Raw genomic sequence first — 13,095 nt, 5'->3', positions numbered from 1 at the left:
AACAAAAACGGCCCCTATATAAATAGAGGCCGTTCCCGGTACAACTTAAGACGTTATCGCAAGACAGGTCTTATTTACGGTCTTCCAGCTTGGAAATATCACGCGACTCGTAACCAGTGTACAACTGGCGCGGACGGCCAATCTTGTACGGGCTGGAGAGCATTTCTTTCCAGTGGGAGATCCAGCCAACAGTACGTGCCAGCGCGAAAATCACAGTAAACATGCTGGTCGGAATGCCGATCGCCTTGAGGATGATCCCCGAGTAGAAGTCGACGTTCGGGTACAGCGAGCGCTCGATGAAGTACGGGTCGGTCAGGGCGATCTCTTCCAGGCGCATGGCCAGTTCGAGTTGCGGATCGTTGTTGATGCCCAGTTCCTTGAGTACTTCGTCGCAGGTCTGCTTCATTACAGTCGCGCGAGGATCGCGGTTCTTGTAAACGCGGTGACCGAAGCCCATCAGTTTGAACGGATCGTTCTTGTCCTTGGCCTTGGCGATGAACTTGTCGATGTTCGAAACATCGCCAATCTCGTCAAGCATGGTCAGCACGGCTTCGTTCGCACCGCCGTGGGCAGGGCCCCACAGTGCGGCGATACCGGCGGCGATACAGGCGAACGGGTTGGCGCCCGAAGAGCCGGCCAGACGCACGGTGGAAGTCGATGCGTTCTGCTCGTGGTCGGCATGGAGGATGAAGATCCGGTCCATGGCCTTGGCGAGCACCGGGCTGATCGGTTTGATCTCGCACGGGGTGTTGAACATCATGTGCAGGAAGTTTTCCGCGTACGTCAGGTCGTTGCGCGGGTACATCATGGGTTGGCCCATGGAGTACTTGTAAACCATCGCTGCCAGGGTCGGCATCTTGGCAACCAGACGGATCGCGGAGATTTCGCGATGCTGCGGGTTATTGATGTCGAGGGAGTCGTGGTAGAAGGCCGAGAGGGCGCCGACTACACCGCACATGACGGCCATCGGGTGGGCGTCACGACGGAAGCCGTTGAAGAAGGTTTTCAGCTGCTCGTGAACCATGGTGTGGTTTTTCACGGTGCTGACGAACTGGGCCTTCTGTTCTGCGGTCGGCAGTTCGCCGTTGAGCAGCAGATAGCAGGTTTCCAGGTAGTCCGACTTTTCAGCCAGCTGTTCGATCGGGTAGCCGCGGTGCAACAGAATGCCGTTGTCGCCGTCGATATAGGTAATCTTCGATTCGCACGAGGCGGTCGACATGAAACCCGGGTCGAAAGTGAAGCGGCCCGTGGCCGTCAGGCCCCGAACATCAATAACATCGGGACCAACGGTGCCGGTTAAAATGGGCAGCTCGACGGGGGCTGCGCCCTCGATGATCAACTGCGCTTTTTTGTCAGCCATGTGGCCTCCTATTTATGCTTGAACCATCAGACAGACCCCCCACGCAGGGCCCGCACCACTATAGTGAGATAAATTCGAATGTCAATTTGCCTAAAGTCTTGCTCCAGAAGGCTTTAAGCGCTCTTTTTCCTCGAAATTGACTGCCATTTACGCCTTTTATGCAACTTGTGCAATCAGCTATTGGGGGTAGGTGATTGCGTTGTCATTAGTAGCCTAACTGTCTATACTCGGCCACCGACCGCCAGGGGCTTTTGGGCCTGCTTTATTGGGGGTCGCATCCCTGGGTGGTGGTTACCTGACCAGTGCACTCCCCAACAACTTTGCCCTGATTGTTAGGGGCTCTTCAGTGTGAAAAAAAAGCCGTGAAAAGCCAACGACCTGTAAACCTAGACCTAAGGACCATCAAACTCCCCATCACCGGCGTTACGTCGTTTCTTCACCGTGTTTCCGGCATCATCCTCTTCCTGGGTATCGGCTTCATGCTTTATGCATTGGGCAAATCTCTGGGTTCCGAGGAAGGTTTTGCCGAAGTGAAGGCATGCTTGACCAGCCCGCTGGCCAAGTTCGTAGCATGGGGCCTCCTGTCCGCTCTGCTGTATCACCTGGTAGCCGGTGTGCGCCACTTGATCATGGACATGGGCATCGGTGAGACGCTGGAAGGCGGCCGCCTGGGCTCGAAAATTATCATCGCCGTTTCCGTGGTGTTGATCGTTCTGGCAGGAGTTTGGATATGGTAACCAGCGTTACGAACCTTTCGCGTTCGGGCCTCTATGACTGGATGGCGCAACGTGTGTCTGCGGTTGTTCTCGCGGCTTATTTCATCTTCCTGATCGGATACCTTGCAGCGAATCCGGGCATTGGCTACGACCAGTGGCACGGCCTGTTCGCTCACAACGGGATGCGTATCTTCAGTCTGCTGGCCCTCGTTGCCCTTGGCGCTCACGCCTGGGTCGGCATGTGGACCATCGCGACCGACTACCTGACGCCAATGGCGCTGGGCAAGTCCGCGACTGCAGTACGTTTCCTTTTCCAGGCAGTATGCGGCGTTGCGATGTTCGCTTACTTCGTCTGGGGTGTGCAGATTCTCTGGGGTATCTGAGTCATGGCTAACATTCCAACGATTTCTTTCGACGCCATCATTATTGGTGGTGGCGGTGCCGGCATGCGCGCTGCGCTGCAACTGGCACAGGGCGGTCACAAGACTGCCGTGATCACCAAGGTTTTCCCGACCCGTTCGCACACTGTATCCGCCCAGGGCGGCATCACGTGCGCAATCGCGTCCGCTGACCCGAACGATGACTGGCGCTGGCACATGTACGATACCGTCAAGGGCTCCGACTACATCGGTGACCAGGACGCTATCGAATACATGTGTCAGGAAGGCCCGGCTGCAGTTTTCGAACTGGACCACATGGGTCTGCCGTTCTCGCGTACCGAGCAAGGCCGCATCTACCAGCGTCCATTCGGTGGTCAGTCCAAGGACTACGGTAAAGGCGGCCAGGCTGCGCGTACTTGCGCTGCTTCCGACCGTACCGGTCACGCACTGCTGCACACCCTTTATCAGGGCAACCTGAAAGCCGGTACCACGTTCCTGAACGAGTACTACGCTGTCGACCTGGTGAAAAACCAGGAAGGCGACTTCGTCGGTGTGATCGCGATCTGCATCGAAACTGGCGAAACTTCCTACATCCGCGCGAAAGCCACTGTATTGGCTACCGGCGGTGCCGGTCGTATTTACGCTTCCACCACCAACGCCCTGATCAACACCGGTGACGGCGTCGGCATGGCTCTGCGTGCTGGCGTGCCGGTACAAGACATCGAAATGTGGCAGTTCCACCCGACCGGCATCGCCGGCGCCGGTGTACTGGTTACAGAAGGTTGCCGTGGTGAAGGTGGTTACCTGATCAACAAGCACGGCGAGCGTTTCATGGAGCGTTATGCTCCGAACGCCAAAGACCTTGCCGGTCGTGACGTGGTTGCTCGCTCGATGGTTAAAGAAATCATCGCCGGCAACGGTTGCGGTCCGAATGGCGACCACGTAATGCTCAAACTCGACCACTTGGGCGAGGAAGTGCTGCACAGCCGTCTGCCAGGCATCTGCGAACTGTCGAAGACTTTCGCTCACGTTGACCCGGTTGTTGCGCCGGTTCCGGTTGTTCCGACTTGCCACTATATGATGGGCGGCGTTGCCACCAACATTCACGGCCAGGCGATCACCCAGAACGCCGACGGCGTGGATCAGATCATTCCTGGTCTGTTCGCGGTAGGTGAAGTGGCTTGCGTATCGGTTCACGGTGCCAACCGTCTGGGCGGCAACTCGCTGCTCGACCTGGTGGTATTCGGCCGCGCTGCTGGTCTGCACCTGGAAAAAGCGCTGACCGACGGCATCGAATACGACGACGCTACCGAAGCCGACATCGAGGCTGCCCTGTCGCGTCTGAACGCGCTGAACAGCCGTACTGACGGCGAAGACGTCGCTACCCTGCGTCGCGAGCTGCAAAGCTGCATGCAGAACTACTTCGGCGTATTCCGTACCGGCGAATACATGCAGAAGGGTATCGCTCAGCTCGCTGACCTGCGTGCCCGCATTGCCAACGTGAAGATCAACGATAAGTCGCAGGCGTTCAACACTGCCCGTATCGAAGCGCTGGAACTGCAAAACCTGCTGGAAGTGGCTGAAGCTACCGCCATCGCGGCCGAAGTACGTAAAGAGTCGCGCGGCGCTCACGCCCGTGAAGACTTCGAAGATCGTGACGACGAAAACTGGCTGTGCCACACCCTGTACTTCCCGGGTGACAAGCGCGTCACCAAGCGTGCCGTGAACTTCTCGCCGAAGACTGTTCCGACTTTCGAACCTAAAGTCCGGACTTATTAAGGGTGACCGCCATGTTGCAAGTCAGTGTTTATCGCTACAACCCTGATCAGGACGCTGCGCCGTTCATGCAGGAATTCCAGGTCGATACCGGTGGTAAAGACCTGATGGTGCTGGACGTGCTGGCCCTGATCAAAGAGCAGGACGAGGGTTTCTCCTATCGTCGCTCTTGCCGTGAAGGCGTCTGCGGCTCCGACGGCATGAACATCAACGGCAAGAACGGTCTGGCGTGCATCACGCCGCTGTCTGCCGTTGTAAAAGGTAACAAGTTGATCGTTCGTCCGCTGCCAGGTTTGCCGGTTATCCGTGACCTGGTTGTCGATATGAGCATCTTCTACAAGCAATACGAGAAGGTGAAGCCTTACCTGCAGAACGACACGCCGGCTCCGGCCATCGAGCGTCTGCAGTCGCCAGAAGAGCGCGAAAAGCTCGACGGTCTGTACGAGTGCATCCTGTGCGCTTGCTGCTCGACCTCTTGCCCGTCCTTCTGGTGGAACCCGGACAAGTTCCTGGGTCCAGCTGCACTGCTGCAAGCTTATCGCTTCCTGGCAGACAGCCGTGACACCAAGACCAACGAGCGTCTGGCTTCGCTCGATGACCCGTTCAGCGTATTCCGCTGCCGGGGCATCATGAACTGCGTCAACGTATGTCCGAAAGGCCTGAACCCGACTAAGGCCATCGGTCACATCCGTAACATGCTGCTTTCAAGCGGCGTGTGATTCAGCTGCTGTAACCGCTGTACCGTAGAGGCTGTGGCGCGGGCTTCAACCCGCGTCATGGCTATAACCAGAGCAGTAGCCATAAGCTGCGGCTCTTATTTTGAAGAAATGAGACAAGCAGGGGCATCCGGGCTGGTACCCGGACTATCAGTGTGATCCTAAGTGGCTTGTTTTAGTCGCTGCATTCGGACTTCTGCAAGTTTGCTCGGTGTCGACATCGATGGTGTTCCCCTAACCGAGGGTGACCAAGCATGCAAGAAAGCGTGATGCAGCGCATGTGGAACAGCGCCTACCTTTCAGGTGGAAACGCTGCCTATGTGGAAGAGCTTTATGAGCTCTACCTGCACGACCCTAACGCTGTGCCAGAAGAGTGGCGCACCTACTTTCAGAAGTTGCCTGCCGACGGCAACTCTGCCACTGATGTTTCGCACTCGACAATTCGCGATCATTTCGTGCTGCTGGCAAAGAACCAGCGCCGCGCTCAACCGGTTTCCGCCGGCAGCGTGAGCAGTGAGCACGAGAAGAAGCAAGTTGAAGTGCTGCGATTGATCCAGGCCTACCGTATGCGTGGCCACCAGGCAGCCCAGCTTGACCCGCTGGGGCTGTGGCAGCGTCCTGCACCTGCAGACCTGTCGATCAATCATTACGGCTTGACCAATGCCGATCTTGATACGACCTTCCGTGCCGGCGACCTGTTCATCGGCAAAGAGGAAGCGAGCCTACGCGAAATTCACGAAGCGTTGCAGCAGACATATTGCCGCACCATCGGCGCTGAATTTACGCACATCACCGATTCCGAGCAGCGCCAGTGGTTCCAGCAGCGTCTGGAAAGCGTGCGTGGTCGTCCGACGTACTCCGCCGACATCAAGAGCCATCTGCTTGAGCGCGTGACTGCCGGTGAAGGCCTGGAAAAATACCTGGGCACCAAATACCCGGGCACCAAGCGTTTCGGTCTGGAAGGCGGCGAAAGCCTGATTCCGATGCTCGACGAACTGATCCAGCGTTCCGGTTCCTACGGCACCAAGGAAGTCGTCATCGGCATGGCCCACCGTGGCCGTCTGAACGTGCTGGTCAACACCTTCGGCAAGAACCCGCGCGAGCTGTTCGACGAGTTCGAAGGCAAGAAGAAGGTCGAGCTCGGTTCCGGTGACGTTAAGTATCACCAGGGCTTCTCGTCCAACGTGATGACCGCTGGCGGTGAAGTTCACCTGGCCATGGCGTTCAACCCGTCCCACCTGGAAATCGTTTCCCCGGTGGTAGAAGGTTCGGTGCGCGCCCGTCAGGATCGTCGTAACGACGCCACTGGCGAGAAGGTGCTGCCGATCTCCATCCACGGTGACGCTGCATTCGCAGGTCAGGGCGTGGTCATGGAAACCTTCCAGATGTCGCAGACCCGCGGTTTCAAGACCGGCGGTACCGTGCACATCGTGATCAACAACCAGGTCGGTTTCACCATCAGCAACCCGCTGGACTCGCGTTCCACCGAGTACGCCACCGACGTTGCCAAGATGATCCAGGCGCCGATCCTCCATGTGAATGGTGATGATCCGGAAGCCGTGCTGTTCGTGACCCAGTTGGCCATCGACTACCGCATGCAGTTCAAGCGTGACGTGGTGATCGACCTGGTCTGCTACCGTCGTCGCGGCCACAACGAAGCCGACGAACCAAGCGGCACCCAGCCTCTGATGTATCAGCAGATCACCAAGCAGCGCACCACCCGTGAGCTGTACGCTGATCGTCTGACCCAGGGCGGTGTTCTGGACGCTGAACGTGTTCAGGCCAAGGTCGACGAATACCGCAACGCGCTGGACAACGGTCTGCACGTCGTGAAATCGCTGGTCAAAGAGCCGAACAAAGAGCTGTTCGTGGACTGGCGTCCGTATCTGGGCCACGCCTGGACTGCGCGTCACGACACTCGCTTTGATCTGAAGACCCTGCAGGAACTGTCTGCCAAGCTGCTGGAAATTCCGGAAGGCTTCGTGGTTCAGCGTCAGGTGTCGAAGATCTACGAAGACCGTCAGAAGATGCAAGCCGGCGGCCTGCCGATCAACTGGGGTTACGCTGAAACCATGGCGTACGCGACCCTGGCGTTCGAAGGTCACCCGATTCGCATGACCGGTCAGGACATCGGCCGCGGTACGTTCTCGCACCGTCACGCTGTTCTGCACAACCAGAAAGACGCGGGCACCTACATTCCGCTGCAACACTTGTACGACGGTCAGCCACGCTTTGACCTGTACGACTCGTTCCTGTCGGAAGAAGCGGTACTGGCGTTCGAATACGGTTACTCGACCACCACGCCGGATGCGCTGGTGATCTGGGAAGCCCAGTTCGGCGACTTCGCCAACGGTGCACAGGTTGTTATCGACCAGTTCATCACCAGCGGCGAGCACAAGTGGGGCCGTCTCTGCGGTCTGACCATGTTGCTGCCACACGGTTACGAAGGTCAGGGCCCTGAGCACAGCTCGGCACGTCTTGAGCGTTACCTGCAACTGTGCGCCGAGCACAACATTCAGGTAGCGGTACCGACCACGCCAGCACAGATCTACCACTTGCTGCGTCGTCAGGTGATTCGTCCGCTGCGCAAGCCGCTGATCGTGCTGACTCCGAAGTCGCTGCTGCGCCACAAACTGGCCATCTCGACCCTGGAAGATCTGGCCGAAGGTTCGTTCCAGACCGTGATCCCGGAAATCGATACCCTGGACCCGAAAAAGGTCGAGCGTGTTGTTCTGTGTAGCGGCAAGGTCTACTACGACCTGCTGGAGAAACGCCGTGCCGAAGGCCGTGAAGATATCGCCATCGTGCGTATCGAGCAGCTGTACCCATTCCCTGAGGACGACTTGAAAGAAGTCCTGGCTCCGTACACCAACGTCAAAAATGCCGTTTGGTGTCAGGAAGAGCCGATGAACCAGGGCGCCTGGTACTGCAGCCAGCACCACTTGCGTCGCAGCATCGGGAACCTCGACAAGTCTCTCGTACTTGAGTACGCGGGCCGTGAGGCTTCTGCTGCACCTGCTTGTGGTTACGCATCGATGCACGCCGAGCAGCAGGAAAAACTCCTGCAAGACGCGTTTACCATTTAACGCCTTCGCGCACCTGAAACCGAATTTAAGGAACCACAGATAATGGCTATCGAGATCAAAGCCCCCACTTTCCCGGAATCGGTTGCCGATGGCACCGTTGCCACCTGGCACAAACAACCGGGCGACGCCGTCAAGCGCGACGAACTGATCGTCGACATCGAAACCGACAAAGTCGTACTGGAAGTTCTGGCTACCGCTGATGGCGTGCTGGGCGCAATCGTCAAGGGCGAGGGCGAAACCGTCCTGTCCGACGAAGTGCTGGGCTCCATCCAGGAAGGTGGCGCTGCTGCCGCTGCTCCAGCCGCCGCTGCTGCTCCGGCCGCTGCTGCCGCTGCACCGGCTGCCGCTGAAGGCGAAGACGATCCTGTTGCTGCTCCTGCTGCGCGCAAGCTGGCTGAAGAAAACGGCATCAACATCGCTTCCGTTGCCGGCACCGGCAAAGGCGGTCGTGTGACCAAGGAAGACGTGGTTGCTGCTGTTGCTGCCAAGAAAGCTGCTCCGGCTGCCGCGCCTGCCAAGGCTGCTGCTCCTTCGGCTGCCGCTCCAGTGTTCGCCGCTGGCGACCGCATCGAGAAGCGCGTTCCGATGACCCGCGTTCGTGCCACCGTGGCCAAGCGTCTGGTTGAAGCACAGTCGAACATGGCGATGCTGACCACTTTCAACGAAGTCGACATGACTGAAGTCATGGCCCTGCGTTCGAAGTACAAGGACCTGTTCGAGAAGTCCCACAACGGCGTACGCCTGGGCTTCATGTCGTTCTTCGTGAAAGCAGCGACCGAAGCGCTGAAGCGCTTCCCGGCTGTCAACGCGTCGATCGACGGCGGCGACATCGTTTACCACGGCTACGCTGACATCGGCGTTGCCGTTTCCAGCGACCGTGGCCTGGTTGTTCCGGTTCTGCGTAACGCCGAACTGATGAGCCTGGCCGAAATCGAAGGCGGCATCGCAACATTCGGCAAAAAAGCCCGTGACGGCAAACTGTCGATGGACGAGATGACCGGTGGTACCTTCACCATCACCAACGGTGGTACCTTCGGTTCGATGATGTCGACCCCGATCGTCAACCCGCCGCAGGCAGCGATTCTGGGCATGCACAACATCATCCAGCGTCCTATGGCCATCAACGGTCAGGTCGTTATCCGTCCGATGATGTACCTGGCACTGTCCTACGATCACCGTCTGATCGATGGCAAAGAAGCTGTGACCTTCCTGGTGACCATCAAGAACCTGCTGGAAGATCCGGCTCGTCTGTTGCTGGATATCTGATAGAAGCAGTCGCGGGCTTCAAGTTTCAAGCTGCAGGAAAGGGCAGCTTGGCTTGGAGCGCGCGGCTTGAAGCTTTTCGCTAAAGAGGATTTTTTGAATGTCGCAGAAATTTGACGTAGTAGTGATCGGTGCTGGCCCTGGTGGCTACGTGGCTGCCATCAAGGCCGCGCAGCTGGGTCTGACCACTGCCTGCATCGAGAAGTACACCGACGCTGAAGGCAAGCAAGCCCTGGGCGGCACCTGCCTGAACGTGGGCTGCATTCCTTCCAAGGCGCTGCTCGACAGCTCCTGGAAATACAAGGAAGCGAAAGAAAGCTTCAACGTTCACGGTATCTCGACTGGCGAAGTCAAAATGGACGTCGCTGCGATGGTTGGCCGCAAGGCTGGCATCGTCAAGAACCTGACCGGCGGCGTTGCCACCCTGTTCAAGGCCAACGGCGTTACTTCGATCCAGGGCCACGGCAAACTGCTGGCTGGCAAGAAAGTCGAAGTCACCAAGCCAGACGGCTCGGTTGAAGTCATCGAAGCTGAAAACGTGATCCTGGCTCCAGGTTCGCGTCCAATCGACATTCCACCGGCTCCGGTTGATCAGAAAGTCATCGTTGACTCGACTGGCGCACTGGAATTCCAGACCGTACCTAAGCGTCTGGGCGTGATCGGCGCTGGCGTGATCGGTCTGGAACTGGGTTCGGTGTGGTCGCGTCTGGGTTCGGAAGTGGTTGTTCTGGAAGCACTGGACACTTTCCTGATGGCAGCGGACACCGCTGTTTCCAAGGAAGCGCTGAAAACCCTGACCAAACAAGGTCTGGACATCAAACTGGGCGCTCGCGTGACCGGCTCGAAAGTGAACGGCGACGAAGTCGTTGTGAACTACACCGATGCCAACGGCGAACAGACCATCACTTTCGACAAGCTGATCGTAGCCGTTGGTCGCCGTCCGGTGACCACTGATCTGCTGGCTTCCGACAGCGGCGTGACCCTCGACGAGCGCGGTTTCGTGCACGTTGACGATCACTGCGCGACCACCGTACCGGGCGTTTTCGCCATTGGTGACGTGGTGCGCGGCATGATGCTGGCTCACAAGGCATCGGAAGAGGGCATCATGGTCGTTGAGCGCATCAAGGGCCATAAAGCCCAGATGAACTATGACCTGATCCCTTCGGTTATTTATACTCACCCGGAAATCGCGTGGGTTGGCAAAACCGAGCAGGCCTTGAAAGCTGAAGGCGTTGAAGTTAACGTCGGCACCTTCCCGTTCGCCGCTTCCGGCCGTGCCATGGCCGCCAACGATACCGGTGGTTTCGTCAAGGTCATCGCTGATGCCAAGACTGACCGCGTATTGGGCGTGCACGTGATTGGCCCGAGCGCTGCAGAACTGGTTCAGCAGGGCGCGATCGGTATGGAATTCGGCACCAGCGCTGAAGACCTGGGCATGATGGTTTTCTCCCATCCGACCCTGTCTGAAGCCTTGCACGAAGCTGCTTTGGCTGTGAATGGCGGCGCCATCCACATTGCCAACCGCAAAAAGCGTTAACAGACAATAAGAAACCACGGCGGTAACGGCCCGTCGTGAGCCTTGCGAGCAAGTCTCACCGCGGAATGTCCGCTGGACGCAGTCTTGCGTAGCTCAGCTACGCAAGCAGCAGTCACAGGTGGCGCGGCACTCAAACGAGCGCAGCGCCGAATGCGCAGTACCTAACGAAGACGGTAAAAAGCATGAATCTTCACGAGTATCAGGGTAAGCAGCTGTTCGCTGAATACGGCCTGCCAGTTTCCACTGGTTACGCAGTAGACACCCCGGAAGCAGCAGCAGAAGCTTGCGACAAAATCGGCGGCAGTGAGTGGGTTGTCAAAGCCCAGGTCCACGCCGGTGGTCGCGGTAAAGCGGGCGGCGTCAAGCTGGTTCGCAGCAAAGAAGACGCCAAAGCCTTCGCACAGCAGTGGCTGGGCAAGCGTCTGGTGACTTACCAGACTGACGCCAATGGCCAGCCAGTCACCAAGATCCTGGTTGAATCGTGCACTGATATCGCTAAAGAGCTGTACCTGGGCGCTGTCGTTGACCGTTCGAGCCGTCGCATCGTGTTCATGGCTTCCACCGAAGGTGGCGTGGACATCGAGAAAATCGCTCACGACACTCCAGAAAAAATTCTCAAGGCCACTATCGATCCACTGGTTGGCGCTCAGCCATTCCAGGGTCGCGAGCTGGCATTCCAGCTGGGTCTGGAAGGCAAGCAGGTTGCTCAGTTCGCGAAGATCTTCGTAGGCCTGGCCAAGCTGTTCAAGGATCACGACCTGGCTCTGCTGGAAGTGAACCCGCTGGTGATCAAGGCTGACGGCGATCTGCACTGCCTGGACGCCAAGATCAACATCGACGCCAACGCAATGTACCGTCAGCCTAAGCTGAAGACTTTCCACGATCCGTCGCAAGACGATCCGCGCGAAGCGCACGCTGCCAAGTTCGAACTGAACTACGTAGCACTGGAAGGCAACATCGGCTGCATGGTCAACGGTGCTGGCCTGGCCATGGGTACCATGGACATCGTCAACCTGCATGGCGGCAAGCCAGCCAACTTCCTCGACGTAGGTGGTGGCGCTACCAAAGAACGCGTAACTGAAGCGTTCAAGATCATCCTGTCCGACACCAACGTCGCTGCAGTACTGGTCAACATTTTCGGCGGCATCGTTCGCTGCGACATGATTGCCGAAGGCATCATCGGCGCTGTGAAAGAAGTCGGCGTGAAAATCCCGGTTGTTGTTCGCCTTGAAGGCAACAACGCTGAGCTGGGCGCTAAAGTACTGGCAGAAAGCGGTTTGAACATCATCGCTGCTACCAGCCTGACCGACGCTGCTCAACAAGTTGTCAAAGCTGCGGAGGGCAAATAATGAGCGTCCTGATCAATAAAGACACCAAAGTTATCTGCCAGGGTATTACCGGTTCGCAAGGTAGTTTCCACACCCAGCAAGCCATTGAATACGGCACCAAGATGGTTGGCGGCGTAACTCCTGGCAAAGGCGGCACCGAGCACCTGGGTCTGCCAGTGTTCAACACCGTTAAAGACGCAGTAGAAGCCACTGGCGCTACCGCTTCCGTGATCTACGTTCCGGCTCCTTTCTGCAAAGATTCGATCCTGGAAGCGGCATTCGGCGGCATCAAGCTGATCGTCTGCATCACCGAAGGCATTCCTACCCTGGACATGCTGGACGCTAAAGTTAAGTGCGACGAGCTGGGCGTAGTCCTGATCGGCCCTAACTGCCCAGGCGTTATCACTCCGGGCGAGTGCAAGATCGGCATCATGCCAGGTCACATTCACTTGCCAGGCAAGGTCGGTATCGTTTCGCGTTCCGGCACCCTGACCTACGAAGCTGTGAAGCAGACTACTGACGCCGGTTTCGGTCAGTCGACTTGCGTCGGCATCGGTGGTGACCCGATCCCGGGTTCGAACTTCATCGACATCCTGAAGCTGTTCCAGGAAGACCCGAAGACCGAAGCGATCGTAATGATCGGTGAGATCGGCGGTTCGGCTGAAGAAGAAGCGGCTGCCTACATCAAGGCACACGTGACCAAGCCGGTTGTTTCCTACATCGCTGGTGTGACTGCTCCTCCGGGCAAGCGCATGGGCCATGCTGGCGCAATCATCTCTGGCGGCAAAGGCACTGCAGACGAGAAATTCGCTGCACTGCAAGACGCAGGCGTTAAAACCGTGCGTTCGCTTGCAGACATCGGCAAGGCCCTGGCCGAGCTGACCGGTTGGGCTGTCAAGTAAGCCTCGCGCTTAGCTGACGCTTCACCAAACA

At 57.8% G+C, this 13,095-nt stretch carries 10 protein-coding genes; 9 read left to right on the top strand and 1 reads right to left on the bottom strand.

The features are described from left to right. Window positions 1-70: 70 nt before the first annotated feature. Entirely contained in the window at window positions 71-1,360 is a 1,290-nt protein-coding gene (gltA, locus tag AK821_RS18345) for a citrate synthase (protein ID WP_007919904.1), read from the bottom strand. 362 nt (window positions 1,361-1,722) lie between these two features. Between gltA and sdhC the strand changes: the two genes are divergently transcribed. The 9 genes from sdhC (at window position 1,723) to sucD (ending at window position 13,064) form a co-directional block, all read left to right on the top strand. Beyond that, window positions 1,723-2,097, top strand: coding sequence for a succinate dehydrogenase, cytochrome b556 subunit (sdhC, locus tag AK821_RS18340; protein WP_034156251.1), 375 nt, complete (start codon window positions 1,723-1,725; stop codon window positions 2,095-2,097). Beyond that, the gene (gene sdhD, locus AK821_RS18335; RefSeq protein WP_007977503.1) at window positions 2,091-2,459 is read left to right on the top strand and encodes a succinate dehydrogenase, hydrophobic membrane anchor protein; all 369 of its coding nucleotides are present in this window, start codon (window positions 2,091-2,093) and stop codon (window positions 2,457-2,459) included. Before sdhC ends, sdhD begins: the two co-directional genes overlap by 7 nt. A 3-nt stretch (window positions 2,460-2,462) precedes the next feature. Further along, complete coding sequence (sdhA, locus tag AK821_RS18330) at window positions 2,463-4,235, top strand: succinate dehydrogenase flavoprotein subunit (RefSeq protein ID WP_064390961.1); 1,773 nt, start codon at window positions 2,463-2,465, stop codon at window positions 4,233-4,235. 11 nt (window positions 4,236-4,246) lie between these two features. After that, window positions 4,247-4,951 (top strand): succinate dehydrogenase iron-sulfur subunit, encoded by a 705-nt coding sequence (locus AK821_RS18325; RefSeq protein WP_038364054.1) that lies wholly within the window; start codon window positions 4,247-4,249, stop codon window positions 4,949-4,951. A 251-nt stretch (window positions 4,952-5,202) separates the two neighbouring features. Further along, window positions 5,203-8,034: a 2-oxoglutarate dehydrogenase E1 component gene (locus AK821_RS18320; RefSeq protein ID WP_064390960.1), complete on the top strand. Its 2,832-nt coding sequence runs from the start codon at window positions 5,203-5,205 to the stop codon at window positions 8,032-8,034. Between the two features lie 42 nt (window positions 8,035-8,076). Beyond that, window positions 8,077-9,300: a 2-oxoglutarate dehydrogenase complex dihydrolipoyllysine-residue succinyltransferase gene (odhB, locus tag AK821_RS18315; RefSeq protein ID WP_064390959.1), complete on the top strand. Its 1,224-nt coding sequence runs from the start codon at window positions 8,077-8,079 to the stop codon at window positions 9,298-9,300. 97 nt (window positions 9,301-9,397) lie between these two features. Then, window positions 9,398-10,834, top strand: coding sequence for a dihydrolipoyl dehydrogenase (gene lpdA, locus AK821_RS18310; RefSeq protein ID WP_034156249.1), 1,437 nt, complete (start codon window positions 9,398-9,400; stop codon window positions 10,832-10,834). 182 nt (window positions 10,835-11,016) lie between these two features. Continuing rightward, window positions 11,017-12,183 carry an ADP-forming succinate--CoA ligase subunit beta gene (gene sucC / locus AK821_RS18305; protein ID WP_007919879.1) on the top strand — a complete coding sequence of 389 codons (1,167 nt, stop codon included), beginning with the start codon at window positions 11,017-11,019 and terminating at the stop codon, window positions 12,181-12,183. Continuing rightward, on the top strand, window positions 12,183-13,064 hold the full coding sequence (sucD, locus tag AK821_RS18300) for a succinate--CoA ligase subunit alpha (protein ID WP_008082972.1): 882 nt from the start codon (window positions 12,183-12,185) through the stop codon (window positions 13,062-13,064). Before sucC ends, sucD begins: the two co-directional genes overlap by 1 nt. Window positions 13,065-13,095 lie beyond the last annotated feature (31 nt).

The organism is Pseudomonas sp. RIT-PI-r (genome assembly GCF_001297015.1).
Taxonomy (GTDB): domain Bacteria; phylum Pseudomonadota; class Gammaproteobacteria; order Pseudomonadales; family Pseudomonadaceae; genus Aquipseudomonas.
The sequence above is the reverse complement of the archived record's forward strand: the minus strand, read 5'-3'. Positions and strand labels throughout refer to the sequence as shown.